Here is a 26,412-nt window from a genome sequence, read left to right as displayed (position 1 = left end):
CGGTCGGGGCGCGGGTGTCAGCGGTGTTGAAGCCGTAACCGGCGTTGAAACCGGCGTAGAAGCCCGTCCAGGTGAAGACCGGCACCGGGGTGAAGACCGGCGGCGGGGCAACGCGACGCGGCAGGTCGGCGGCCGAGGCAGCGGCGGACAGGCCGACGAGGGCCACGGAGGCGAGGAGGATCTTCTTCATTGTCTGACTGGTCCTGATTGGCGAGAGCCGGCGCGCTTCTATCCCCGGTCGGTCACCCGGTCTGTCGCATTCCTGCAACGAGGCCAGGGTTTACCCCGCCACCCGTCAACGAAGCGTGAATCGCGGACCACTCGGAGCGGGAAAAATCGAGCCGCGACGGTGACTTGTCATTAACCATGGCGCCGCGGCCGCACCCCGGGCGATGTCCATCGGACCTGTGCGGAAGATGTGTCCGGCCGCACCTCCCCGCCCGGCCGCACCCGGAGAACGCCGCCCGGCGCCGTCCTCGACCCACCGGTGATCGCGGGATTCCCCACGGCCCGAGGCGCCGAGCCGGCCGGTGTCGCCGGGGCCCGCCGTCTCCCGCGCGGGGGCGCCGCCGCGATCGCCCCCGGCGGCCCGGCACCGGGTCGTCGCCGTCACCGGACAAATCACGGCCAGCACTTGACAAATGCCCGCGCATCGGGCGTGTCCTGCGGGCGGTCGCGTGCCCGACGCGACGGAGCAATGGCGTGAACGTCCCGCCTCGGATCACCGGCGCGGGACTGGCTGCGAAACGACTTTGCCTCCCGGCCGTTGCCGCGACGGTTTCTCCGCGCCGGCCCGATCGGCCCGCGCGCAACGGTTCTCCTCAGGATGTCATTCGCCGAACTGGGTTTAAGCGAGAAGGTCCAGCAGGCCGTCGAGGCCGCGGGCTACACCACGCCGACCCCGATCCAAGCCCAAGCCATTCCGCACGTTCTGGCGCGGCGCGACGTGCTGGGCGTTGCCCAGACCGGCACCGGCAAGACGGCGGCCTTCACGCTGCCGATGCTCACCATGCTCGAGCAGGGCCGGGCCCGCGCCCGGATGCCGCGGACGCTGGTCCTCGAGCCGACGCGCGAACTCGCCGCGCAGGTCGTCGAGAACTTCGAGCGCTACGGCACCAACCACAAGCTCAACGTCGCTCTCCTGATCGGCGGCGTCTCGTTCGCCGACCAGGACATGAAGATCACCCGCGGCGTCGACGTGCTGATCGCCACGCCCGGGCGGCTCCTCGACCACTTCGAGCGCGGCAAGCTGCTTCTCACCGGCGTCGAGCTCCTCGTCATCGACGAGGCCGACCGGATGCTTGACATGGGGTTCATCCCCGACATCGAGCGCATCGTGAAGATGGTGCCGTTCACCCGCCAGACGCTGTTCTTCTCGGCGACCATGCCGCCGGAGATCCAGCGCCTCGCCGACGACTTCCTGCACAACCCCGTGCGGGTCGAGGTGGCGCGCCCGGCCTCCACCGCCACCACCATCACCCAGCGCCTCGTGGCGACGGGCGCCGAGGGACACCAGAAGCGCAAGACGCTGCGCAAGCTGATCCGTGCGGCCGAGGAACTCAACAACGGCATCATCTTCTGCAACCGCAAGCGCGACGTCGCGCAGCTGCAAAAGTCGTTGTCGAACCATGGCTTCAACGTCGCGGCTCTCCACGGCGACATGGACCAGCGCGCCCGCATGGCGGCGCTCGACGCCTTCCGCTCCGGCGAGGTGCCGCTGCTGGTGGCCAGCGACGTGGCCGCCCGCGGCCTCGACATCCCGGCGGTGAGCCACGTCTTCAACTTCGACATCCCGCACCACGCCGAGGACTACGTCCACCGGATCGGCCGCACAGGCCGGGCCGGCCGGGCGGGCGCCGCCTTCACCCTGGTCGGCCGCGGCGACGAGAAGTCGCTGTCCGCGATCGAGACCCTGATCGGCCAGCCGATCGCGTGGGCCGAGGGTGACCTCGCCAGCCTTCCCGACGAGGAGCCCGGCGAGGCGGACGATCGCCGCCGGCGGGGCGGCCGCGGCCGCCGCGACGAGGGCCGAAAGGACGAGGGGCGCCGCGAGGAAGGCGGCCGCCGCGACGAGACGCGCCGGCGCCGCGCCCGCAGCCCCCGCACCGAGGAGCCCACCCGCGGCACCGGCGAGGCTCAGGCCGCCGAGGCCCGGCCCGCCGCCGAGGAGCGCCGCCCGCAGGAGGCCCGCGGGCCGGAGCGTCGTCCCCGGCAGGACCGTCTTCCCCGCGAGGAGCGTGCTCCCCGGGAAGAGCGTCCGTTTCAGGAAGAGCGTCGTCCCCGCGACGAGCGCCCGCCCGCCCGCCGCAACGACCGCGGGCGCAACCGCGACGACGACGCGATGCCGGACGCCGCGGTCGGCCTGGGCGATCATGTCCCGGCCTTCCTGCTACGGCCGGTTGTGCTGAAGAAGCGTCCGGATTCCGAGTAGTCTCCGGATTTTCTCGTCTGCCGGCGCTTTAGGGGCGCCGGCTTTAACTGCTTCTCCACGGAACGACCGTAATGGTCTCCGGAAGGCGGCGGCACGAAGCCGGCGCTCAGCGCGGAGACGTTCGATGCCTGACCTGAGCAGCGCCGACCTCGATCGGAGCTTCTTGTTCGGTCAGCGGGCGATGGAGCTGATGAAGGCGTATCGCTCGTCGGCGACGCCCCGCAGCTACGCCGTCTGGTACACCTATGTCGCCGGCCTCAACCCGCAACTGACCGAAACCGTCAAGCGCATCACCGCCGAGCATGGCGCGCTGAGCGACAACGCCGTCGACCAGCTGTTCGAGACCTATCTCGACGGCCGCCGGCTCTCGAGCGAGACCGAGCGGGCGAGCAACGGCGTGCTGGCCGAGATCGAGCAGATCATGGAGATGCTCGACACCGCGCTCGGCTCGACGGCGCGCTACGGCGCCTCGCTCCAGGCCTTCAGCCAGGATCTCGCCGCACCGGCGGTTAACCGCGCCCGGGTGCGCGAGATCATCTCGTCGCTCGTCGTGACCACCCGGGACGTGGCGGCCAACAACCGCACCCTCGAGGCGCGGATGCGCGAGAGCCGCAACGAGATCGAGACCCTGCGCGAGACCCTCGAAGCGGTGCGGGTCGAATCCCTGACCGATCCCCTCACCGGCATCGGCAACCGCAAGCACTTCGAGGAGATGCTGCACAAGGCAGTCGACCATTCGGCGGTGCAGGGACAGCCGCTCTGCCTCGTCGTCCTCGACATCGACCACTTCAAGCGCTTCAACGACCTCTACGGCCACCTGACCGGCGATCAGGTGCTGCGCCTGGTGGCGATGACGATGCGCGAGAGCGTCGAGACCCGCACCACGATCGCGCGGTTCGGCGGCGAGGAATTCGGGATTATCCTGCCTGATTGCGACCGGGCGAGCGCCCGCGAGGTGGCCGAGAAGGTCCGCACCAGCGTGATGGGCCGCGAGCTGGTCAAGCGCTCGACCGGCGAGAGCCTGGGCCGCATCACGATCTCGGTCGGCGTGGCGATCTATCGCCGCGGCGACACCGCGGTGTCGCTCCTGGAACGGGCCGACCACTGCATGTTCACCGCCAAGCGCTCGGGCCGCAATCGCGTCGTCGACGACGGCGTCCCTGCCGATACGATGCACGACGTCGCCTGAATTCGGTCCAAGGCGGGCCGCACGGCGGCGGCCGCCCGGGAGAACGCTGCCCTCAGGCGTGGGCGGCGGTGAGCGCGTTGGGATCGGCCGGGGTGATCGCCACCGACTCGCCGCAGCCGCAGGCCGAGGTCTGGTTGGGATTGTTGAACACGAACTGCGACGACAGCTTCGTGGTCTGGAAATCCATCTGCGTACCGAGCAGGAACAGCACCGCCTTCGGGTCGATGAAGACGCGCACGCCCTTGTCCTCGATCATGTCCTCGCCGGCCTTGCGCTCCTCGGCGTATTCCATCGTGTAGCTCATCCCGGCGCAGCCGCCGTTCTTGACGCCGACGCGCAGGCCCGCGATCGGGCGCTCCGCGTCGGCCATGATGCCCTTGATCCGCGCGGCGGCGGCGTCCGTCAGCGACATCACCTTGAAGCTCGGTGCCATGGTCAAAACTCTCTCCGGCGGCCGGGTTCAAGGCCCGGGCGGTTGAGGCGTGAAGTTACGTCTCGGAAGATAAGCATCCCGTTGCCGATGGTCCACCGGCGGGACGTGCTAGGATGGGATTGCACGGAGGCGGCCATGGCGGAAGCGGCACGGCGGCGGATGACGCCGGAGGAATTCTTCCGCTGGCAGGAGGGCCAGGACGAGCCGTTCGAGCTCGTGGATGGCGTTCCGATCCCGAAGCACCGGATGATGACCGGGGCGAGCGTCCAGCACGACCGCGTGACGGTGAACGTCATCATCGCTTTGGGCAATCAGCTCCGCGGCTCCCGCTGCCGGCCGACGACGGACGATGTCTCGCTGCGCACCAGCCTCACCACGATCCGGCGGCCCGACGTCACGGTCGAGTGCGGCGAGATGGTCTACGACACGCACGAGGCCCGCGAGCCGCGCCTCGTCGTCGAGGTCGCCTCCCCGTCCACGACCACCGTCGACCGGACCGTGAAGCTGGAGGAGTACAAGCGGCATCCGAGCCTGCGATACATCCTCCTCCTCGAGACCGTGGCCCCGGTCGCCCTGCTCTACCGCCGCGAGGCGGAGGGCTGGCGGCCGGAACTGCTCGAAGGGCTGGACGCCGTGATCGCCCTGCCGGAGATCGGGGCCGAGCTGGCGCTCGCCGAAATCTACGACGGCCTCGCCTTCCCGCCCCGCATCACCGACGCGATGCGCTGAACCCGCTCACCACATGTCCAGCGCGATGCGGGCCTCGTCCGACATCCGGCTCTGGTCCCACGGCGGATCGAACACCATCGTGACGCTGCAGCCGGCGATGCCCGGCACCGCCGAGACGGCGTTCTCGACCCAGCCCGGCATCTCGCCGGCCACCGGGCAGCCCGGGGCGGTGAGCGTCATGTCGATGGCGACGTTGCGGTCGTCGGCAATGTCGACCCGGTAGATCAGGCCGAGCTCGTAGATGTCGGCCGGGATCTCCGGATCGTAGACGGATTTCAGCGCCGCCACGATGCCGTCGGTCAGGCGGTCCATCTCCTCCGGCGGGATCGCGGAAGCGGTCACTTGCGCGTTCAGCGGCGGGGTCGTCGCGCCGGTCGCGGCGGGGGTATCGGTCATGGGGTCCTCACGCGAACATCCGTTCGGCCCGGGTCAGGGCCGAGACGAGGGCGTCGATCTCCGCCGTCGTATTATACAGGCCGAACGAGGCGCGACAGGTGGAAGTGGCGCCGAACCGCTTCAGCAGCGGCATGGCGCAGTGGGTGCCGGCGCGGACCGCGACGCCCTGGCGGTCGATCACGGTCGCGACGTCGTGGGCGTGCGCCCCCTTCATCTCGAAGGCGATCACCGCGCCCTTGGTCTTCGCCGTGCCGATGATCCGCAGGCTGTTCATGCCGCGCAGGCGTTCCTGTGCGTAGGCGAGCAGGTGCGCCTCGTGGGCGGCGATGCGCTCGCGTCCGAGGCTCATCATGAATTCGAGCGCCGCGCCGAGCCCGATCGCCTCGATGATCGCCGGGGTGCCGGCCTCGAAGCGGTGCGGCGGCGCGTTGTAGGTGACGCGCTCCTCCTCGACGATCTCGATCATCTCGCCGCCGCCCTGGTAGGGGGGCAGGCGCTCCAGCCACTCCTTCTTGCCGTAGAGCACGCCGATGCCGGTCGGCCCGTAGACCTTGTGGCCGGTGAAGACGAAGAAGTCGCAGTCGAGGGCCTGGACGTCGACCGCCTGGTGGACCGCGCTCTGGGCGCCGTCGAGCAGCACCGGCACGCCGTGGGCGTGGGCGATGCGGACGATCTCCTCCGCCGGCGTCACCGTGCCGAGCACGTTCGACATCTGGGTGATCGCCACCATCTTGGTGCGGGGCGTGAAGAGCTTCTCGTATTCCTCGACCAGGAAATTGCCCTCGTCGTCGACGGGGGCGAACTTCAGCACGGCGCCGCGGCGCTCGCGCAGGAAGTGCCAGGGCACGATGTTGGAATGGTGCTCCATGATCGACAGGATGATCTCGTCACCCTCGCCGATCAGGCCGGCCCAGCCCATGCTGCTCGCCACGAGATTGTAGGCCTCGGTGGCGTTGCGGGTGAAGATGATCTCGTCGGTGGAGCGGGCGTTCAGGAACTGGCGCGTCGTCTCGCGCGCGCCCTCGAAACCGTCCGTCGCCGCGTTCGCCATGAAGTGCAGGCCGCGATGCACGTTGGCGTAGGCCGTCTCCATCGCGCCCGACATCGCGTCGATCACCGCCCGCGGCTTCTGGGCCGACGCGGCGTTGTCGAGATAGACCAGCGGCTTGCCGTAGACCTGCTGCGACAGGATCGGGAATTGCGCCCGGATCGCCTCGACGTCGTAGGGGGTCTGCAGGACGGGTGCGTTCATGTCGGGCTCTCGTGCGTACGGGGTCGGGCCGGCCCGCTCGGGCCGGCCCCGTCGTCGTCAGCCGCGGCGAGCGAGCCAGGCCTCGGTCTCGGCGATCATCGCGGCGCGGGCGCCCTCGTGGGACACCGCCTCGATCGCCTCGCCGAGGAAGGCCTGGACCAGCAGGCTCTCGGCCTGGGCCCGCGGCAGGCCGCGGGCCATCAGGTAGAACAGGAGCTCGTCGTCCGGCGCGCCGCAGGTGGCACCGTGGCCGCAGGCCACGTCGTCGGCGAAGATTTCCAGCTCCGGCTTGTTCATCATCTGCCCCTCGTCGGTGAGGAGAAGGCAGTCGGACTTCATCTTGCCGTCGGTCTTCTGGGCGACCTGGCGGACGATGATCTTGCCCTGGAACACGCCGGTGGCATCGCCGTCGATCACCGTCTTGAACTGCTCGCGGCTGATCCCGCCGACGGCGGCATGGTCGGCGAGCAGGGTCGAGTCGGCGAGCTGGCCGTCGCGGATCATCGCGGCGCCGTTGACGGTGGCGGTCGCGTCGTCGCCCGCGAAGTGCAGGTAGAGCTGGTGGCGCGACAGCACCGCACCGGTCACCACGTTGACGGTCTCGATGTGCGAGCCGGCGCCGAGGCGGGCCGACACGGTCGAGAGCGCGATGGCCGCGTCGCCCTCGATGTTGAGGCGGCTGTGCAGCACGCGGGCGCGGTCGGCGATCACGACGTCGAGGACATCGTTGGGCTGGTAGGCGATCCCGTCCGGGCCCTCGTGGCTCTCGAGGATCGTCACCTCCGAGTCCTCGCCGGCGACGACGAGCACGCGGGTCGCGGTCGAGAACGGCGACGACCCGGTGCCGACGAAGCGCAGGTGCAGGGCGCGCTCGACCTTGGCGCCGGCCTCGACCCGGATCACCGCCCCGTCCGCCATGAAGGCGGCGTTGAGCTGGTAGATCGGGTTCTCGCGGGTCTGCTCGACCGGGGCGAGATGGTCGAGGAGCGGGTGGCCCTCGGCCATGGCGTTGGCGAAGGTGACCACCTCCAGGCCCTCGGGCAGGCCCGAGAGGTCGGAGAGCGCCGGGACCAGGTGGCCGTTGACGAAGGTCAGGCGCGCGGCCTCGATCCCGGCAAAGCCCCGGGCCGCCTTGACGGCGTTGCGGGCGGTCTCAGGCTCGGGCGCCTCGGCCGGCGGGGCGGCCTCGCGCACGGCCGCGCGCAGGTCGGTGTACTTGAACGCCTCGACGCGGCGATGCGGCAGGCCCGCCGCCTCGAAGTAGCGAAAGGCCTCCTCGCGGGCGATGGCGGCGCCGGGGAGCTTGAGCCGCTGGACCTCGAAGAGCTTCGACAGCCCGGTCTCGGCGGCGGTGCGGAGGGTGGTGACGTCGGCCATGGTCACGCGGCCTCGTTCGCCCGGTACTCGGCGTAGCCCGAGGCCTCGAGCTCGAGGGCGAGCTCCTTGCCGCCGGACTTCACCACGCGGCCCTGCGCCATGACGTGCACGGTGTCGGGCACGATGTGGTTGAGGAGCCGCTGGTAGTGGGTGATGACCAGGAAGCTGCGGTTCTGGGCGCGCAGCGCGTTCACGCCCTCCGAGACGATGCGCAGGGCGTCGATGTCGAGGCCGGAATCGGTCTCGTCGAGGACGCAGAAGCGCGGCGAGAGCAGCGCCATCTGCAGGATCTCCATGCGCTTCTTCTCGCCGCCGGAGAATCCGACGTTGAGGGCGCGCTTGAGCATCTCGCGGTTGATCTCGAGCTTGTCGGCGGCCGCGAAGACCTGGCGCATGAAGTCGGGCGTGGTCAGCTCGTCCTCGCCGCGGGTCTTGCGCTGGGCGTTCATCGCCGCCTTGAGGAAGGTCATCGTGCCGACGCCGGGGATCTCCAGCGGGTACTGGAAGGCCAGGAAGATGCCGGCCGCCGCGCGGGCATCCGCCTCCATCTCCAGGATGTTCTCGCCGTCGAGCAGGATCTCGCCGTCGAGGACCTCGTAGTCCTCCTTGCCGGCGATGACGTAGGACAGGGTCGACTTGCCGGAGCCGTTCGGCCCCATGATGGCGGCGACCTCGCCGTCGTTGACGGTCAGGCTCAGGCCGTTGAGGATGCGCTTGTCCTCGATGTTGACGACCAGGTTCTTGATTTCCAGCATGGTAGAATAGTCCTGACGGGAGCGCGGGCCGAGCGTGCGGCGCCGCGTCCGTGATGGGCGGTATCGGGCGTGGGGCGGTTCCCGGCGCATCGCCGGGAACCGTGAAGGGGCGATCAGCCCACCGAGCCTTCCAGGCTGATCGAGATCAGCTTCTGGGCCTCGACGGCGAACTCCATCGGCAGCTGCTGCAGCACGTCGCGGACGAAGCCGTTGACGATGAGCGCGGTCGCCTCCTCCTCGGAGAGGCCGCGCTGCAGGCAGTAGAACTTCTGGTCCTCGGAGATCTTCGAGGTGGTGGCCTCGTGCTCGAACACCGCCGAGGCGTTCTTCGACTCGATGTACGGCACGGTGTGCGCGCCGCACTGGTCGCCGATCAGCAGCGAGTCGCAGTTGGTGAAGTTGCGCGCGCCCTTCGCCTTCTTGTGCGCCGAGACGAGGCCCCGGTAGGTGTTCTGCGACCGGCCGGCCGAGATGCCCTTCGAGATGATCCGGCTCGTCGTGTTCTTGCCGAGATGGATCATCTTGGTGCCGGAATCGACCTGCTGCATGCCGTTCGACACCGCGATCGAGTAGAACTCGCCGCGGGAATTGTCGCCGCGCAGGATGCAGGACGGGTACTTCCAGGTGATCGCCGAGCCGGTCTCGACCTGCGTCCATGAGATCTTCGAGTTCGCGCCGCGGCAATCGCCGCGCTTGGTCACGAAGTTGTAGATGCCGCCGCGGCCTTCCGCGTCGCCCGGGTACCAGTTCTGGACCGTCGAGTACTTGATCTCGGCGTCGTCCAGCGCCACGAGCTCGACCACCGCGGCGTGGAGCTGGTTGTCGTCGCGCTTCGGGGCGGTGCAGCCCTCCAGGTACGAGACGTACGAGCCCTTGTCGGCGATGATCAGCGTGCGCTCGAACTGGCCGGTGTCACGCTCGTTGATGCGGAAATAGGTCGACAGCTCCATCGGGCAGCGCACGCCCGGCGGGATGTAGACAAACGAGCCGTCGGAGAAGACCGCCGAGTTCAGCGTCGCGAAGTAGTTGTCGGTGACCGGCACGACCGAGCCGAGGTACTTGCGCACCAGCTCGGGATGCTCGCGCAGGGCCTCCGAGATCGGCATGAAGATCACGCCGGCCTTGGCGAGCTCGGCCTTGAAGGTGGTGGCGACCGAGACCGAATCGAACACCGCATCGACGGCGACGCGACGCTCGGGGGCGATGCCCTCCAGCACCTCGACCTCGCGCAACGGGATACCGAGCTTCTCGTAGGTCTTCAGGATCTCGGGGTCGATCTCGTCGAGCGACTGCGCCGCCTTGCGCTTCGGCGCGGCGTAATAGTACAGCTCGTCGTAGTTGATCTTGTCGTACTCGACCCGTGCCCAGTTCGGCTCCTTCATGGTGAGCCAGCGGCGATAGGCGTCGAGGCGCCATTCGAGCATCCACTCCGGCTCGTCCTTCTTGGCCGAGATGAAGCGGATCACGTCCTCGGAGATGCCCTTCTCGGACTTCTCCATCTCGATCGTGGTCTCGAAACCGTACTTGTACTGATCGACATCGATGGCGCGAACGCGATCGACCGTCTCCTGCACTGCAGGCATACCCGTCTCCTACCGCTTACGGCTTCAAGGGCCGCGAGGTGATGACACGGCCGGATGCGAGGCACGCGCTCACGCGGCCCGCTCCCGACGCTTATATAGGGATGAAACCAGCCGATCGAAGGCCGCGAGGAACCTTTCCCCGTCGCCTTGCCGGCTGTTCCACCCCAAACTCACGCGCAGCGCCCCCGCGGACAGGGCGGACTCGACCCCCATCGCCGCGAGCACGCCGGAGCGCGACACCTTGCCCGAGGCGCAGGCCGCCCCGGACGATACCGCCACGCCGTCGAGGTCGAGGGCGATCAGCGCCGTCTCGGCCTTGAGTCCCGGCACGGCGAAGCACAGCGTGTTCGGCAGGCGCTCGGCGCCCTCACCGAACACCACCGCCTCGGGCGCCCGCGCCCGCACCCCGGCGGCGATCCCGTCGCGCAGGGCGGCGAGGCGGACCGCTTCCTCCGGCAGCGCGGCGAGCGCCAGCTCGGCGGCGAGGCCGAACCCGACGATGCCCGGCAGGTTCTCGGTCCCGGCCCTCAGCCGCGCCTCCTGGCCGCCGCCGCGGATGAAGGCCGGCTCCAGGCCCGCCCCCTCCCCGAGCACGATCGCCCCGACGCCCTTCGGCCCGCCGAGCTTGTGGCCCGAGAGGGTCACGGCATCCGCGACGAATATATTGCGCCCAATCGAAATCCGTCCAGCGGCCTGGACCGCATCGGTGTGGAGCAGGGCGCCGTGCTGGCATGTCAGCGCCGCAACCCTCGCCAGGGGCTGGACCACGCCGGTCTCGTTGTTGGCGGCCTGGACCGAGACCAGCGCCGTCACGCCCTCCCCCGCCAAGGTCGCGAGCCGCGCCTCCAGGACGTCGAGACGCAGGACGCCGTCCGCATCAACCGGAAGGATCTCGGTGGCGTCGGGCGTGAACCCGTGCCCTTGCAGGCCGCACGGGTGCTCGGTCGCGCCGATCAGGAGCCGGGTCGGCGCCGGCAGGCCGCGCCGCCGCAGTGCGCCCGACAGGACGGCGTTCGACGCCTCGGTGCCGCCGCTCGTGAACGCCACCCGCGAGGCCGCCGCCCCGACGAGCCCCGCGACCCGGGCGCGGGCCGCCTCGATCGCGGCGCGGGCGGTGCGGCCCTCCCGGTGGATCGAGGACGGGTTGCCCGGCAACTCGACGAGCGCGCGCGCGACCGCCTGCGCAACCTCAGGCTTCACCGCCGAGGTCGCGTTATGGTCGAGATAGGCGCGCTCGCGCTCCATGCGCTGAATTCCTTTGCCTTTCCCCCCGGGGACCGTGCTAAGGCCCGCCCCGGATACGCGTAATCAGACGGTGCGTGCTCACCGGCGCGAGGCGCGGGACTTCGGCACCCGGTTGTTTAGAATGATTCTAGTCATCTAGAACCGTTCTAAGGGTGCTTTTATGGGAGACGGGACCCGAGTCAAGGTTCCGGCCCGGCTCTCTCGTCCGCCGGCGCGCCGCGCTCACGCACCGTTGAAGCCTTTGGAGAGGTGGTTCATGCCCGAGGTCATCTTCGCCGGTCCTGCCGGCCGGCTCGAGGGGCGCTACCAGGCCCCCAAGCAGCGGGGCGCCCCGATCGCCATCGTGCTTCATCCCCACCCGCAATTCGGCGGGACGATGAACAACCAGATCGTCTACAACCTCTTCTACACTTTCGCGAATCGCGGTTTCGCTGCCCTGCGCTTCAACTTCCGCGGCGTCGGCCGCAGCCAGGGCTCGTTCGACCACGGCGTCGGCGAATTGTCGGACGCGGCCTCCGCCCTCGACTGGGTGCAGGCGGTGAACCCCGAGGCCCGCGCCTGCTGGATCGCCGGCGTGTCGTTCGGCTCGTGGATCGGCATGCAGCTCCTGATGCGCCGCCCGGAGATCGAGGGCTTCATCTCGATCGCCGCGATGGCCAACCGCTACGATTTCAGCTTCCTGGCTCCCTGCCCCTCGTCGGGCCTGTTCGTGCACGGCTCCGAGGACCGGGTCGCGCCGGCCCGCGAGGTGATGCCGGTGATCGAGAAGGTGAAGACCCAGAAGGGCGTCATCATCGAGCACCAGATCGTCGACGGCGCCAACCACTTCTTCGACGGCAAGGTCGACGAGCTGACCCAGACGGTCGACACCTATCTCGACAAGCGCCTCGGCAAGCGCGACGAGGCGGCGTAACGGCTGCCACGCTCGGGCGAGCTCGCCACTCCCCCCCACCCTCATCCTGAGGTGTCAGTCGATCGTCGATCGACTGACCTCGAAGGAGAGCTCCAGAAGGCTCGGGTCTCTCTGGAGCCCTCCTTCGAGGCTCCCTGCGGTCGCACCTCAGGATGAGGTGGCGGTTGGGATGACGAGCCCGATACGGGCGGACGGTTTCATCAATCCGGCACCGTGATCCTGCTCAGATCCGCCGTCTGTTCCGGGTAGCGCGGGTCCATCGCCTCCAGCGTGTCGGCGACGAGACGGGCGACCGCGAGGTTGCGGAACCACTTCCGGTTCGCCGGCACGACGTGCCAGGGCGCGAGCCGGGTGCCGCAGAGGGTCAGCGCGTCCTGGAACGCGCCCTGGTAGGCGTCCCAGGATTGGCGCTCGACGAGATCGGCGGGATCGAACTTCCAGTTCTTGGTCGGATCGGCGAGGCGGGCCTCGAGCCGTTCCTTCTGCTCGGCCTTCGAGATGTGCAGGAAGATCTTGAGCACCGTGGTGCCCGAGAGGGTGAGCAGGCGCTCGAAGTCGTTGATGAGATCGTAGCGGGGGCGCCACACCGCCTCCGGCACCAGCTGCTTGACCCGGACGATCAGCACGTCCTCGTAGTGGCTGCGGTTGAACACCCCGATCATGCCGCGGGCCGGCACCTGGCGGTGGTAGCGCCACAGGAAATCGTGGTCGAGTTCCTCGGCGCTCGGCGTCTTGAACGACGCGACCTGGCACCCTTGCGGGTTCACCCCCTCGAAGACGTGCCGGATGGTGCCGTCCTTGCCGCCGGTATCGATCGCCTGCAGCACGACCAGCAGGCTGCGCTTGCGCTCGGCGTAGAGCCGTTCCTGCAGGTCGCGGATGCGGGCGCGCACCTCGGCGAGGTCGGCCTCGGCCTGCGCCTTGCCGTCGGAGGAGCCCGGCGCGTCGGGATCGATCTCGGCCAGCCGGCACGGCGCCTCGGGCCGCGACTGGACCACGCCGGGGGGAGGCACCGGCATCGTCGCGCCGTGCTCGGCGAGGAAGCCGGGGCTCGCCGCCGCGAGCAGCCCGGCCTCGTTCGCCCAGGCGGCGGAAGAGGGCCGCGGATGGCCGGGAAGCGAAACCGTCTTGTCTTTCGGGTTCTTCTTCGACATCGGAAGGCGGGGGCTCGGACGAGGAACGGCGTGTGCAGGCGATAACGACAGCGAAGCGGGGCCGTTCCGAAAGGTGCGATTGGTGATCCGGGCGCCGATCTACTTCGTGCGCCACGGCGAGACCGACTGGAACGCCGAAGGCCGCCTGCAGGGCCAGCGCGACATCGCCCTCAACCGCAAGGGCGTGGCCCAGGCCGCGGAGGTCGGCGAGCGCCTGGCGGGCCTCGTCGGCGAGGGCGTCGCCGCCCTGCCCTTCGTATCGAGCCCGATGGAGCGGACCCGCCACACGATGGAGGGCCTGCGCCGCGCGCTCGGCCTCGATCCCGCCGGCTACGCCACCGATCCGCGCCTGCGCGAGATCGGCTTCGGCGCCTGGGAGGGCCTGACCTGGAAGGACGTGCGCCGCGCCGACCCGGCCCGCTCCCAGGCCCGCGACCGCGACCGCTGGGGCTTCTGCCCGCCCGGCGAGGGCGCGGAGAGCTACGCCATGGTGGCCGAGCGGGTGCGCCCGCTCCTCGCCGCCCTCGACGGCCCGACGGTGATCGTGGCGCATGGCGGCGTCGCCCGCGCCGTCATGGTGTCGCTCGGCGTCGCGAGCACCGAGGAGGCGCCCCACCTCGAGATCCTGCAGGGCCGCGTCCTGTTGCTCGAGCCCGGCGGACGGCGCTGGGTCTGACCCCCCACCCGCGGTTTTCGGGCCGGCCGTGCCGTGAAGCGGCGCCGGTGCCTTGAACCGGCCCCGGTTCTCGTCCACCTCCCCGTGCACCGCCCGTCCGCTACCTGACGCGGGCGAGACCCGTCCGCCGGCCTCCATCCCGGAGCCGCGCCGGCGCCCTGGTGAAGCTCAATGGCCCGAGGCGGGCCAGCGGAGTCGCTTGATGAACCACACCGCCGGGACCGTCCGTCCGCCCAGTCACGGGACGCGCCAGACGGCCGTTCCGCCCACGGGCGCGGCGGTGCTGCGCGGCCCCGTGCGGCCGGACCTGATCCGCGACGAGGTGCTGGCCGAGATCTTTCGCGAGAGCGCGCGGGCGCGGCCCGACCATCCGGCGCTGATCGACGCGGCGAGCGGGTCTGATGCCGCCTCCCGCACCCGCCTGTCCTACGCCGAGGTCGACCGGCGCTCCGACGCGATCGCGAGCGGGCTGGCGGCCCGCGGCATCGGCCCCGGCGACGTGGTCGGCCTGTGGATGGCGCGCTCGCCCGACCTCCTGGTGGCGCAGATCGGCATCACCAAGGCCGGCGCCGCCTGGCTGCCGTTCGACGCCGAGGCGCCGTCCGACCGGGTCGCCGTCTGCCTGAACGATTGCGACGCCAAGGCCCTTCTCGTGTCGGCGGCCCTGAAGGACAAGGCGCCGGACGGCGTCTGCCCGGCCCTCACCCCGGACGAGGTCGCCGCGGGAACCACCGGCCCGGCGCCCGACCTGCGGGCCGTCGGCCTCACGCCCGAGCACCCGGCCTACCTGATCTACACTTCCGGCTCGACCGGCGTGCCGAAGGGCATCGTCATCAGCCACCGCAACATCTGCCACTTCCTGCGCTCGGCCAACGACCTCTACGGCGTCACCGGCGACGACGTGGTGTTCCAGGGGGCATCCGTCGCCTTCGACCTCTCGATGGAGGAGATCTGGGTTCCGTACCTGGCCGGCGCGACCCTGTTCGTGGCGAGCCCGGCCCAGATGGGCGATGCCGAGGCGCTGCCCGACATCCTCAGCGAGGCCGGCATCACGGTCCTCGACACGGTGCCGACCCTGCTCGGGCTGATGACCAAGGACGTGCCCGCCCTGCGGCTGATCCTGCTCGGCGGCGAGGCGCTGCCCGAGCCGCTGATCGCCCGCTGGGCGACCCCGTCGCGAAAGCTGTTCAACACCTACGGGCCGACCGAGGCGACCGTGGTGGCGACCGCCGCCGAGATGAAGCCCGGCGACCCCGTCACCATCGGCGGGCCGATCGCCAACTACACCGTCTACATCGCCGACGAGGCCCTGAACCTCGTCGGGCCCGGCGTGCAGGGCGAACTCCTGATCGGCGGTCCCGGCGTCGCCAAGGGCTACCTCGCCCGGCCGGAGCTGACGGCGGAGAAGTTCGTCGCCAATCCCTACGGCGGCGACGGCTCCGACCCGGTGCTCTACCGCTCGGGCGACGCGGTCTCGCTCGACTCGGCCGGCCGCATCGTCTTCCACGGCCGCATCGACGACCAGGTGAAGGTCCGCGGCTTCCGGGTCGAGCTCGGCGAGATCGAATCGCGCATCCGGGTCCAGCCCGGCATCGCCTCCGCGGCGGTGGTCCTGCGCCAGGACGACGGCGTCGACCGGCTGGTGGCCTTCGTGGTGCCCGAGCGCGGCAGCGCTTCCCAACAAGAAAACTCGCGCGGGGCCGAGTTCGACCGCGGGCGCCTGCGCGCGGCGCTCGCCGAGACGATGCCGCCCTACATGATCCCGGCGCATTTCGAGGTGGTGGAGAGCCTCCCCGTGCTCGCCGCCTCCGGCAAGGTCGACCGCAAGGCGTTGCGCGCCGCACCGCTCGCCGTGGTGGAGACCTCCGGCGAGCAGGAGGAGCCCCGCGACGAGACGGAGGCCGCCCTGCTCGCCGCCGCCCAGACGGTGTTCGGCAACCAGCCGATCCCGTTCGAGGCCGACTTCTTCGGCGATCTCGGCGGGCACTCGCTGCTCGCCGCCCGCTTCGTCTCGGCGGTGCGCACGGTGCCGGCGCTCGCCGCCATCACGCTCCAGGACGTCTATAACGGCCGGACGCTCCGGGCGATGTCCGAGACCCTGATCGCCCGCACCGGCGGCGCCGGGGCGGCGGCCGCGATCCACGACCTGTCGTTCGAGCCGCCGCCCTTGAGCCGGCGCTTCCTGTGCGGCCTCGCCCAGGCGATCGTCCTGCCCTTCGTCATCGCGCTCGCCACCGCGCAGTGGCTCGGCATCTTCGTCACCTACCTGCTCATCACCGGCGGCGAGCTCGGCTTCTTCGCCGAGATGGCGGTCCTGCTGCTGGTCTATATCGGGCTCAATGCCGCCACCGCGCTGATCGCCATCGCGGTGAAGTGGCTGGTGCTGGGGCGGACCAGGCCCGGGCGCTACCCGCTCTGGGGCACCTACTATTTCCGCTGGTGGCTGACCCAGCGCCTGACGCCGCTCGTCCACGTCAAGTGGCTCCAGGGCTCGCCGATGATCCGCATCTACCTGCGGCTGCTCGGCGCCAAGGTCGGCGAGGATGCGCTGATCTCCGACATCGAGATCGGCGCGCCCGACCTCGTCAGCATCGGGCGCGGCGCCTCGCTGGGCGGCCGGCTGACGCTGGCCAACGCCGAGGTCGTCGGCAACGAGCTCGTCATCGGCCGGATCACGATCGGCGACGACGTCGCCATCGGCACCTCCTGCGTCGTCGGCTACGACACCCGGATCGAGGACCACGCGGAACTCGCCGACCTCACCACCGTGCCGTCGGGCACCGTGGTCGGCCGTGCCGAGGCCTGGGACGGCTCGCCGGGCCGCAAGGTCGGCATGGCCGACGTCGCGGACCTCCAGCCGGCTCCGGAGGTCTCGGCTCGGCGCCGGGCCGCGTTCTTCGCGATCTACGCCGTGCTGCTGGCGGCGATCCCCGCGGTCGGCCTGCTGCCGATCTTCCCGGCCTTCTACATCTTCGACCAGATCAGCGATTCGCTGGCGACGATGACCGACGTGGACTACCACTGGTACCTGCCGCTGCTGACCTGGCCGACCGCCATGCTGATGACCGCCGGCACGGTCGGGCTCATCGCCGGCATCCGCTGGCTGGTGCTGCCGCGGCTCAAGGCCGGCAGCTACTCGATCCACAGCGGCGTCTACCTGCGCAAATGGGCGGTGGCGCTCGCCGCCGAGGTGACGCTGGAAACCCTCTCGTCGCTGTTCGCCACCGTCTACATGCGGGCCTGGTACCGGCTGATGGGCGCCGGCATGGGCCAGGGCGCCGAGATCTCGACGAACCTCGCCGGCCGCTACGACCTGGCGGAAGTGGGGCCGCGCAACTTCATCGCCGACGAGGTCGTGTACGGCGAGGAGGAGGTGCGCCGCGGCGTGATGGAGCTGCATCCGGTGCGCACCGGCGCCCGGGTCTTCGTCGGCAACGACGCGGTGGTGCCGCCCGGCGCGATCATCCCGGACGACGTGCTGATCGGCATCAAGTCGAAGCCCCCGGCCAACGACCGCATGGCGCCCGGCGAGACCTGGTTCGGCTCGCCGCCGATCAAGCTGCCGGTGCGCCAGAAGGTCGATCTCGGCCAGGCCCAGACCTTCGAGCCCGGGATCTGGCCGCGGCTGCGGCGCGGCATCTTCGAGGCCTTCACGTCCTCGTTCTCGCCGATGCTGTTCATCACCTTCGCCATCCTGGCGATCGATTTCATCTTCTACCCGGCGATCCTGGCCGGCGACTGGTCGGGCCTCGCCGTCGGCTTCGTCGCCACCAGCGTGGTGATCGCGGTGCTGCAGACCCTCGTGGTCATCGCCGTGAAGTGGCTGCTGATGGGTCGCTACGAGCCCGGCATGCACCCGATGTGGTCGTGGTGGGCGATGCGCACGGAGGCCGTGGCGGTGATGTACTGGGGCTTGGCCGGCAAGGTGCTGCTCGAGCACCTGATGGGCACCCCCTTCCTGCCCTGGGTGCTGCGGCTGTTCGGCACCCGCACCGGCGAGGGCGTGTGCATGCTCGCCACCGACATCACCGAGTTCGACTGCGTCACCATCGGCGATTTCGCCTCGGTCAACCGGATGTCGGCGCTCCAGACCCACCTCTACGAGGACCGGGTGATGAAGGTCGGCCGGGTCGAGGTCGGCCGCGGCGTCAGCGTCGGCGCCTTCGCCACCGTGCTGTACGACACCAAGGTCGGCGACTACGCCCAGCTGCGCCCGCTCACCATCGTGATGAAGGGCGAGAGCATCCCGGCCAACTCCCGCTGGGAGGGCGCGCCGGCGGTGCCGGTGGTCCACCAGGCGGCGGCGGAGTAGCGCGGCGGGACCGGTCAGGTCCGGCGGGCGGGCCTTCGCCCGCCCACAGGTGTCTCCCGGCTGCGGCAGCACCCGCGGGCGAATCCCGCTACACTCCCCCGGTGTCCACGCTCCTCGACCTGCCCCGCCCCCTCCTCGACGTCCACCGCTCCGCCCTCGGGCGGCCCTGGCACGAGCGCTGCGCCTCCGCCCCGGCCCAGAGCCTAGCGGTCGCCATCGCGCAAGGGCACGGCCTGCCCGAGGTCCTGGCCCGGGTGCTGGCCGGCCGCGGGGTCGACCTCCACGCCGTGCCGGGCTTCCTCGAGCCGCGCCTGCGCGACCTCCTTCCCGACCCCGCGGTGCTGGTCGACATGGAGGCGGCGGCCGACCGTCTCGCGATCGCGATCCTCAAGCGCGAGAAGGTCGCGATCTTCGGCGACTACGACGTCGACGGGGCGGCGAGCGCCGCGCTGCTCGCGAGCGCCCTGCGCGACCTCGGCGTGCCCTACCGGCTCCACATCCCCGACCGCATCACGGAAGGATATGGTCCCAACGTCGCGGCGGTGCGGATGCTCGCCGAGGAGGGCGCCACCCTCCTCGTCACCGTCGATTGCGGCACCGCCGGGCACGAGCCCCTGGCCGAGGCCGGCCGCCTCGGCATGGACGTGGTGGTGCTCGACCATCACGGCGCCCCCGAGGTGCTCCCGCCGGTGCGTGCCCTCGTCAACCCGAACCGCCTCGACGACCTCTCCGGCCTGGGCCATCTCTGCGCCGCCGGCGTGGTCTTCCTGACGCTGGTGGCGCTCAACCGGCGCCTGCGCCGCGACGGTCTCGCGATCCCCGATCTGATGGCCGGGCTCGACCTCGTGGCGCTCGCCACCGTCGCCGACGTGGTGCCGCTGCACGGCCTCAACCGCGCCTTCGTGCGCCAGGGCCTCGCGGTGATGCGCGGGCGCGGCCGGCGGGGCCTCGCCGCCCTCCTCGACGCCGCCGGTCTCTCGGAATCGCCCCAGGCCTGGCATCTCGGCTTCCTGCTCGGGCCCCGCATCAACGCCGGCGGACGCATCGGCGATTCGATGCTGGGTGCCCGCCTGCTCCTGTGCGAGGACCCGATCGAGGCCGCCGGCATCGCAGCCCAGCTCGACGCGCTCAACCGCGAGCGCCAGGCGATCGAGGCCGCGGCCGTCGCCGAGGCCGAGGCCGAGATGGGGATGCGCCTCGATCGCGATCCCGACCAGCCGGTCCTCGTCGCCGGCAGCCCGGACTGGCATCCCGGCGTCGTCGGGCTGATCGCGGCGCGCCTCAAGGAGCGCTTCGGCCGCCCGGCCTTCGCCTTCGCCCTGCGCCAGGACGGCACCGCCACCGGGTCCGGCCGCTCGATCCCCGGCGCCGATCTCGGCCGGGCGGTGCGGGCCTGCGTCGAATCGGGGCTCGCCGCCAAGGGCGGCGGGCACGCCATGGCGGCGGGCGTGACGCTCGCCGCCCTCGATCTCGACCGGTTCCGCGAGGCGCTGTCGGGCGACCTCGCGACCTCGGTGGCGGAGGCGCGCCTCGGCGAGGCGCTGCTCGTCGACGGCCTCGTCTCGGCGGGCGGCGTGCAGCCGGACCTGGCGGACGCCGTGGAGCGGGCCGGCCCCTTCGGCCAGGGCGCGCCGGAGCCGGTCTTCGCGCTGGCCCGCCACCGCGTCGCCGACGCGCGGGTCGTCGGCACCGGCCACGTCAAGGCACAGCTGCGCGGCCGGGACGGCGTCGCGGTCGGCGCCATCGCGTTCCGGGCGGCGGAATCGCCGGTCGGCCGGCTGCTGCTCTCGCATATCGGCCGCGACATCCACGCCGCCGGCACCCTGTCGCGCGACCGCTGGCGCGGCGCCGACCGGGTCGAGTTGCGCCTGTGCGACGTCGCGGAGGCGAGCTAACGCGGTTTTTCGCAGGACGCCGCGCGGATCCCCGTACCGTGGCAGCGACGTATCGGCGACGATTGCGCCGCTGGTCGAGAGAGGTGATCTGCTCCGCACGGTGCGCCTCGGCGGAGCCGCGCGCGCACGGCATCGTTCACCGGCGGGAGCGGGACGAAGACGCTTCTTCATCCTCGCGGAGTTTCTCGCTCAGCCCCGGAGGCGGTGCTTGAGCCCGGATAGGGGGCGGCCCCGTTTTTCGCCGCGCATCGGCCGCCCCTCCTCGACGTTGCGTCGCCCGGCGGCCCCGGAATCGCCGCCCGTCGCCGGCCGGCATCATGACAAGGCCCGGAGAGTCTGACATGGTGGCGTGCCCTCGGCCAGAGGCGTCGCGCGACCGTTCTCGCGAGAGCCGTTGCGGCCTCGCCGTCCTCCCCGGCGCGACCGCTCCGCGGGGCCGGAACCGGGAAGCTCCTTCGTGAACCAGCAGACGACCAGGCTCGACCGGATCGACATGAAGATCCTGATCGAGCTGCAGAAGAACGGTCGCATGACCAACGTGACCCTGGCCGAGGCCGTCGGCCTGTCGGCGAGTCCGTGCCTGCTGCGGGTGAAACGGATGGAGCAGGCCGGGTACATCACCGGCTACGGCGCCCACATCGCCCTGCCGAAGCTCGGCGAGACCGTGACGGTGTTCACGGAGATCACGCTGAACGGCCACACGCCGGAATACTTCCAACGCTTCGAGCAGGCCCTGCGCAAGGTCGACGAGGCGATGGAGGGGCACCTGGTCAGCGGCGGCTACGACTACCTGGTAAAGTTCGTCACCCGAGGCCTGTCGCACTACCAGGACGTGATCGAGGCGCTGCTCGAGCGCAACGTCGGCATCGCCAAGTATTTCAGCTACATCGTCCTGCGCACGCCGATCGTGAAGACCGAGCTGCCGCTCGCGACCCTGTTCGGCGAGGAGCGCTGAGGCCGACGCGGCGTCCCGCGAAAGACTGCATCGCGCCCGACCGCGTCGGGCATCCCGTCCGACTCGCCGGGCGAGGTCTCTGGCGGGACGGCACGGGGCGATGCCGCGCAGACCCGCCCTGTTGCCCGCCTTTGCATCATGGTCGTCGCCGGACCGTTGGCCGCTTCGGCGAAATCTGCTCTCGAACTTCGATTTCGCCGCATTGTCTTTCGACGAACCGGAATTCGATTCGTCGGAAAATGCCCTACCCGAGAGCCTGGCTCGTCAGGGCGAACACCCGGGCGGGCCCGGTCGCGGGCGGCGTCCCGCGGGTCATCTGCACGACCCGGTCGACATTGCTTAGGCCGCAGGCCTCCGCGAAGGCGACGAGCGGACCGTTGCGCTCCGGGGTGTCGAGGCGCAGGAAGCTCCCCGCATGGGCGCGCACGTGCAGGCTCGCCAGCGCGACCGCCTGCCCGGCATCGGCCGCGACGAGCGGGCCGACGACGTGGCCGCGGCCGAAGGGCCGGCAGATCGAGAAGCCGGCGATCCGGCCTCCCTCCTCCAGGACGAAGGTCCGCCCGACCCGGCGCAGCGCCGCCAGCATCCGGCTGCGGTCGCCGCCATAGGCCTCGGCGTCGAGGGCCGCGATCACGGGCCAGTCGGACTCCTGCGCCTCGCGCACCCGGCTGTCGGCGACCGCCGCGGCAGTGTCGGCGACGCCCTGGTACTGCGCGATCATGCGGGTGGCGCGAAATCCCTCGGACTCGTAGAGGCGCTGGCCCGCGGCGGTGGCGACGAGGCGCAGGGCGCGCGTGCCCGCCGCCGAGAAGATCTCCCGCATCACCCGCCGGCCGGTGCCCCGGGCCTGCATGCGCGGCGAGACGATCACCATGCCGATCGTGGCCAGCTCCTCGCCGAAGGGCCACCACATCGCCGAGCCCATCACCCGGCCGGCATCGTCGCAGGCGACGACGCCGTGGCCGAGCTCCAGCACCAGGCGCCAATCGTCCGCCCGGTGCGGCCAGCCCACCTCGACCGAGAGGCCGTGCACCGCCTCGATGTCGGCCTCGGTCAGCGGGCGGATCGTCGTCAGGGCGATCGTGGCCGAGTTCGTCATCGGGCGGTCTCTCCGTGATGCGGGCCGGTCGAACGGGAAGGGCGCCCCGGTTCTGCACCGGCGACCGGGGCGCCGCAAAGGGGCGACGGTCAGAGGCCGCCCATGTGGAGGGACTTGAGCTCGAGGTACTCGTCGATGCCGTAGGCCGAGCCCTCGCGGCCGAGCCCCGACTGCTTGATGCCGCCGAAGGGCGCCGCCTCCATCGAGACCGTGCCGGTGTTGAGCCCGACCATGCCGAATTCCAGCGCCTCGCCGACCCGCCAGGCCCGGCGGATGTCGGAGGTGAAGAAGTAGGAGGCGAGGCCGAACGGCGTCGCGTTGGCGATCGCGATCGCGTCCTCCTCGCGCGAGAAGCGCATCAGCGGGGCGAGCGGCCCGAAGGTCTCCTCGACGGCGAGCCGCATCCCCGTATCGGCGCCGGTCAGCACCAGCGGCGGCACGAAGCGGCCGTGCACGGCGTCGGGATCGCCGGCGACCAGCCGCGCTCCCCGGGAAAGCGCGTCGTCGAGATGGGCCATGACCTTGGCGCTGGCGGCGTCGTTGATCAGCGGACCGATGGCGACGCCCGCCTCGAAGCCGTTGCCGATCCGAAGCCCGGCGGCGGCCTCGGCGAGGCGGGCGACGAAGCGGTCGTGGATGCCGTCCTGCACCAGGATGCGGTTGGCGCAGACGCAGGTCTGGCCGGCATTGCGGAACTTCGAGGCCATCACCCCGGCGATCGCGAGGTCGAGGTCGGCGTCGTCGAACACGATGAACGGGGCGTTGCCGCCGAGCTCGAGGCTGAGCCGCTTGATGGTCGGGGCCGACTGGGCCATCAGCAGCCGGCCGACCCCGGTCGATCCGGTGAAGGACAGCTTGCGGACGGTCTCGCTGCCGGTCATCTCGGCGCCGATCGGCGCGGCCTGCCCGGTGACGACGCTGAACACGCCCTTCGGCACCCCGGCCCGCTCGGCCAGCACCGCGAGCGCGAGCGCCGAGAACGGGGTCAGGTCGGCGGGCTTGACCACGATCGGGCAGCCGGCGGCGAAGGCCGGGGCCACCTTGCGGGTGATCATCGCGATCGGGAAGTTCCATGGCGTGATCGCCGCGCAGACGCCGACCGGTTCCTTGAGCACGAGCACCCGGCGGTCGCCGACCGGCGCGGTGAAGACGTCGCCGGTGATGCGGCGGGCCTCCTCCGCGAACCACTTCACGAAGCTCGCCCCGTAGGCGACCTCGCCGCGGGCCTCCGCCAGCGGCTTGCCCTGCTCGGCGGTCATGATCGCCGCCAGGTCCTCGGCGTTCTCCAGGATCAGCGCGTTCCAGCGCTCGAGGATCGCGGCCCGCTCCGCCGGCGCGGTGCGGCGCCAGGCCGGGAAGGCCGCCTCGGCGGCGGCGATCGCCGCGCGGGTCTCGTCGGCGCCGCAATCCGGCACCGTGCCGAGGGTTTCTCCCGTCGCCGGGTCGGCGACCGGCAGGCTGCCGCCGGATCCGGCGTCGCACCACTCGCCGGCGACGAAGGCCTGGAAGCGCAGGAGCGCGGGATCGCGCAGGCGGTCCTTGGTGAACATGGCACTCTCCGAAGCGGATGTCGCACCGGCCGGGCTGGCCGCGATCCGGGGGCCAGCGGCACGACGACGATCAGGGCGGGACGACCCGGGCGACGCCGGGCGGTCCGGTTGGAAGGTCGGGGCTGGCCCGGCGACGGCGCGGACCTCGGCGGTCGCGGGGCGGCGCTCTCGCGAGCACGCGGGGTCGTGCGGATGCGCGCCGGGGCGGGCGAAGCCGCGCCGGTGCCGGACGGCAGCGTCCCGGCGGCAAGGCGCAGCCGGGACACCGAGTTTCAGGTTCCGTCTCCGGGCGAGCCCGGCGTCACTGCGGTTACAGGCCGAGCAGCCCCGGCAGGCCGCGAATGTCCTTGATCTCGTGGTAGCCGTAATAGGGGTTCGCCGGCTCGTGGCCGCGGTTGACGAAGACCTTGTTGGTGATCCGCATGTCGTGCGCGGTCATCAGGTCGTAGCGGAAGCTCGAGGAGCAGTGCAGCACGTCCTCGGGGCCGCAGCCGAGCTGGTCGAGCATGTACTCGAAGGCCTGCATCCGCGGCTTGTAGGCCTGGGCCTCCTCGGCGGTGTAGGCGGCGTGGAACGGCGCGCCGAGCTTGGCGACCGAGTGCGGGATCAGGTCCTTCATCGAGTTCGACAGGATCACCAGGGGGAATTCCTTGGCGACCTTCGCCAGCCCCTCGACCGTGTCGGGATGCGGGCCCCAGGTCGGCACGGCGGCGTAGACCGCGTCGGCGTCGCTGTCGCGGTACTCGACGCCGTTGCGCTTGCAGGTGCGGACCAGCGCGTTGGCGACCACGTCCTTGTAGGGCTTCCACGCGCCCAGCACCTCGTCGAGGCGGTAGGCGGAGAAATCCTCCACGAAGGCGTCCATCCGCTCCGCCGGCACCCGGTCGGCGTAGAGACGGCGGGCGACGGGCGCCATCTCGAAATAGATCAGTGTGCCGTAGCAGTCGAAGGTGATGTACTTGGGCGCCAGGCGGGCCATCGGGGATCTCCCTGCGGGGGTTCAGCCGTGATGGAACCCTACGGCGCCCCGATGGGGGCGCGACGCCGTTGTGGCGGTCCCGGAAGCCGCGATCCTGCGCTTTCGCCGCCGCCGCACGGCAGGTCCTGCCGGGGGACGGTTACGACGGCGGACAGGCCTTCCCGGGTGACTGGGCGCCCAGGACGAGGGTGGGGGTCTCGCGCGGCAGCCTGTGCCGCCACGCAGCCGGCCGGCGCGACGATTCCCCCTGCGAACCCGTCCCGTTCGGCGTCCCCTGCGACCCGATGCCGGTATCGTGGCGGGAGGGACCGCCGTTCCCGGCCGCCACACCCCACGCAGCGAGGTCCGCCATGACCACCCTCATCGCCTACAAGTCGGATCCGGTCCGGGGCGCCGTCTGGCACGACATCTTTTCCCGCGAGGCCCCGGACCTGCGCCTCGTCGATTGGGCACCAGAGGGCGAGGCCGCGCAGGCCCGCTTCCTGGTCGCCTGGACGCCGCCCGAGGACCTGCCGCGGGCGATGCCGCGGCTCGAGGCCCTCTTCTGCATCGGCGCCGGCATCGACCACCTCCCCGTCGCGGCCTTGCCGCCCGCTGTGACGGTGGTGCGGATGGTCGACCCGGATCTCACCGCCTCGATGGTCGAGTACGTGACGATGGCGGTGCTGGCGCTGCACCGCGACCTGCCGTTCTACCGCACCGAGCAGGCCGCCGGGCGCTGGACGCCCCGGGCCGTGCGGCCGGCGGCGATGCGCCGGGTCGGCATCATGGGGCTCGGCGTCCTCGGCCAGGCCGCGGCGCGGGCGGTGGCGGGTTTCGGCTTCCCGGTCCGCGGCTGGAGCGCGACGCTGAAGGACCTGGCCGGGATCGAGACCTTCGCGGGAGACGCCGCCCTGGGCGATTTCCTCGCCGGCACCGACATCCTGGTCTGCCTTTTGCCGCTCACGTCGGCGACGCGAGGTCTCCTCGATCACCGTCTGTTCGACCGTCTGCCGGACGGCGCCAGCCTGGTGAATGCCGGCCGCGGCGGCCACGTCGTCGAGGCTGACCTCCTCGCCGCGCTCGACGGCGGCCGGCTCGGCGGTGCGATCCTCGACGTCCTCGCGGCGGAGCCGGCACCTGCCGATCATCCGCTCCTCTCGCATCCGCGCGTGATGGTGACCCCGCATGTCGCGAGCGCCACCCAGCCGGCCGGCGCCGCCCGGCAGGTGATCCAGGGCGCGCGCGCGCATCTGCGCGGCGAGCCGATCCCCCATGCGATCGATCGCGGACAGGGCTACTAGCCCACGCCCCCGAGGCGCCGCACGGTGTCGGGCACGTCCGTCGAGGCCGTCGATCCCGTTCCCGGCCGTCGTCGCCTTGGCGATCCCCCCGGCCCCGTGTTGACAGGGGAGCCGGCTACCCTTAGACAGCCGCTCACCGACGGGGCGCCGACGAACTGGCCGCCCCGCCGAACCTCCCCAGAGACGAGCGAGCAAGGGCCAGGGCA

The 26,412-nt window shown here is 71.1% G+C and carries 20 protein-coding genes and 1 pseudogene; 9 read left to right on the top strand and 12 right to left on the bottom strand.

The annotated features are described in order from the left end of the window. Positions 1-190 (bottom strand): annotated as a pseudogene (locus HPY23_RS29125) (porin family protein); the annotation flags it as partial. 636 nt (positions 191-826) lie between these two features. Here HPY23_RS29125 and HPY23_RS29120 point away from each other — a divergent pair. Both HPY23_RS29120 and HPY23_RS29115 read left to right on the top strand, forming a co-directional pair. Beyond that, positions 827-2,431 (top strand): DEAD/DEAH box helicase, encoded by a 1,605-nt coding sequence (locus tag HPY23_RS29120; protein WP_091888051.1) that lies wholly within the window; start codon positions 827-829, stop codon positions 2,429-2,431. Positions 2,432-2,555: 124 nt separating this feature from the next. Continuing rightward, positions 2,556-3,620 (top strand): GGDEF domain-containing protein, encoded by a 1,065-nt coding sequence (locus tag HPY23_RS29115; RefSeq protein ID WP_060847537.1) that lies wholly within the window; start codon positions 2,556-2,558, stop codon positions 3,618-3,620. Between the two features lie 52 nt (positions 3,621-3,672). Here HPY23_RS29115 and sufA read toward each other — a convergent pair whose 3' ends face one another. Next, entirely contained in the window at positions 3,673-4,053 is a 381-nt protein-coding gene (gene sufA / locus HPY23_RS29110) for a Fe-S cluster assembly scaffold SufA (RefSeq protein ID WP_060847536.1), read from the bottom strand. Between the two features lie 135 nt (positions 4,054-4,188). Between sufA and HPY23_RS29105 the strand changes: the two genes are divergently transcribed. Then, entirely contained in the window at positions 4,189-4,782 is a 594-nt protein-coding gene (locus tag HPY23_RS29105) for a Uma2 family endonuclease (protein WP_091888053.1), read from the top strand. A gap of 6 nt (positions 4,783-4,788) precedes the next feature. On the opposite strand, the gene HPY23_RS29100 is transcribed toward HPY23_RS29105, so the two are convergent. The 6 genes from HPY23_RS29100 to HPY23_RS29075 form a co-directional block, all read right to left on the bottom strand. Next, positions 4,789-5,178 (bottom strand): SUF system Fe-S cluster assembly protein, encoded by a 390-nt coding sequence (locus HPY23_RS29100; protein WP_060847534.1) that lies wholly within the window; start codon positions 5,176-5,178, stop codon positions 4,789-4,791. Between the two features lie 7 nt (positions 5,179-5,185). Continuing rightward, complete coding sequence (locus tag HPY23_RS29095) at positions 5,186-6,430, bottom strand: cysteine desulfurase (RefSeq protein WP_060847533.1); 1,245 nt, start codon at positions 6,428-6,430, stop codon at positions 5,186-5,188. Positions 6,431-6,487: 57 nt separating this feature from the next. Then, on the bottom strand, positions 6,488-7,807 hold the full coding sequence (sufD, locus tag HPY23_RS29090; RefSeq protein ID WP_091888055.1) for a Fe-S cluster assembly protein SufD: 1,320 nt from the start codon (positions 7,805-7,807) through the stop codon (positions 6,488-6,490). Positions 7,808-7,809: 2 nt separating this feature from the next. Then, positions 7,810-8,562, bottom strand: coding sequence for a Fe-S cluster assembly ATPase SufC (sufC, locus tag HPY23_RS29085; protein WP_091888057.1), 753 nt, complete (start codon positions 8,560-8,562; stop codon positions 7,810-7,812). 113 nt (positions 8,563-8,675) lie between these two features. Further along, positions 8,676-10,145, bottom strand: coding sequence for a Fe-S cluster assembly protein SufB (sufB, locus tag HPY23_RS29080; RefSeq protein WP_060847530.1), 1,470 nt, complete (start codon positions 10,143-10,145; stop codon positions 8,676-8,678). A gap of 69 nt (positions 10,146-10,214) precedes the next feature. Beyond that, positions 10,215-11,390 carry a cysteine desulfurase family protein gene (locus tag HPY23_RS29075; protein WP_091888059.1) on the bottom strand — a complete coding sequence of 392 codons (1,176 nt, stop codon included), beginning with the start codon at positions 11,388-11,390 and terminating at the stop codon, positions 10,215-10,217. A 256-nt stretch (positions 11,391-11,646) separates the two neighbouring features. On the opposite strand from HPY23_RS29075, the gene HPY23_RS29070 reads away from it, so the two are divergent. Beyond that, positions 11,647-12,303 (top strand): alpha/beta hydrolase, encoded by a 657-nt coding sequence (locus HPY23_RS29070; RefSeq protein ID WP_060847528.1) that lies wholly within the window; start codon positions 11,647-11,649, stop codon positions 12,301-12,303. 200 nt (positions 12,304-12,503) lie between these two features. Here the strand turns inward: HPY23_RS29070 and HPY23_RS29065 are convergent, their stop codons facing one another. After that, positions 12,504-13,457: a polyphosphate kinase 2 family protein gene (locus tag HPY23_RS29065; protein ID WP_091888061.1), complete on the bottom strand. Its 954-nt coding sequence runs from the start codon at positions 13,455-13,457 to the stop codon at positions 12,504-12,506. An 82-nt stretch (positions 13,458-13,539) separates the two neighbouring features. Between HPY23_RS29065 and HPY23_RS29060 the strand changes: the two genes are divergently transcribed. The 4 genes from HPY23_RS29060 (at position 13,540) to HPY23_RS29045 (ending at position 21,295) form a co-directional block, all read left to right on the top strand. Then, positions 13,540-14,133 (top strand): histidine phosphatase family protein, encoded by a 594-nt coding sequence (locus HPY23_RS29060; RefSeq protein ID WP_060849412.1) that lies wholly within the window; start codon positions 13,540-13,542, stop codon positions 14,131-14,133. A 202-nt stretch (positions 14,134-14,335) separates the two neighbouring features. Further along, positions 14,336-18,445 (top strand): Pls/PosA family non-ribosomal peptide synthetase, encoded by a 4,110-nt coding sequence (locus tag HPY23_RS29055; protein WP_200601811.1) that lies wholly within the window; start codon positions 14,336-14,338, stop codon positions 18,443-18,445. A gap of 101 nt (positions 18,446-18,546) precedes the next feature. Then, complete coding sequence (gene recJ, locus HPY23_RS29050) at positions 18,547-20,340, top strand: single-stranded-DNA-specific exonuclease RecJ (protein WP_091888065.1); 1,794 nt, start codon at positions 18,547-18,549, stop codon at positions 20,338-20,340. A 457-nt stretch (positions 20,341-20,797) separates the two neighbouring features. Beyond that, entirely contained in the window at positions 20,798-21,295 is a 498-nt protein-coding gene (locus tag HPY23_RS29045; RefSeq protein WP_280141909.1) for an Lrp/AsnC family transcriptional regulator, read from the top strand. A gap of 244 nt (positions 21,296-21,539) precedes the next feature. Here HPY23_RS29045 and HPY23_RS29040 read toward each other — a convergent pair whose 3' ends face one another. From HPY23_RS29040 to HPY23_RS29030, 3 genes are all read right to left on the bottom strand, one after another. Further along, positions 21,540-22,394 carry a GNAT family N-acetyltransferase gene (locus HPY23_RS29040; protein ID WP_091888067.1) on the bottom strand — a complete coding sequence of 285 codons (855 nt, stop codon included), beginning with the start codon at positions 22,392-22,394 and terminating at the stop codon, positions 21,540-21,542. A gap of 89 nt (positions 22,395-22,483) precedes the next feature. Beyond that, positions 22,484-23,944: an NAD-dependent succinate-semialdehyde dehydrogenase gene (locus tag HPY23_RS29035; protein ID WP_091888069.1), complete on the bottom strand. Its 1,461-nt coding sequence runs from the start codon at positions 23,942-23,944 to the stop codon at positions 22,484-22,486. A gap of 310 nt (positions 23,945-24,254) precedes the next feature. Further along, positions 24,255-24,923 carry a haloacid dehalogenase type II gene (locus tag HPY23_RS29030; protein WP_060847522.1) on the bottom strand — a complete coding sequence of 223 codons (669 nt, stop codon included), beginning with the start codon at positions 24,921-24,923 and terminating at the stop codon, positions 24,255-24,257. Between the two features lie 350 nt (positions 24,924-25,273). Here HPY23_RS29030 and HPY23_RS29025 point away from each other — a divergent pair, with 350 nt between their 5' ends. After that, complete coding sequence (locus HPY23_RS29025; protein ID WP_091888071.1) at positions 25,274-26,206, top strand: 2-hydroxyacid dehydrogenase; 933 nt, start codon at positions 25,274-25,276, stop codon at positions 26,204-26,206. Positions 26,207-26,412: the final 206 nt, after the last annotated feature.

It is taken from the genome of Methylobacterium ajmalii, from assembly GCF_016613415.1.
GTDB lineage: Bacteria > Pseudomonadota > Alphaproteobacteria > Rhizobiales > Beijerinckiaceae > Methylobacterium > Methylobacterium ajmalii.
Note: the sequence above shows the minus strand (reverse complement) of the source record. Positions and strands in the feature narration are given on the sequence as shown.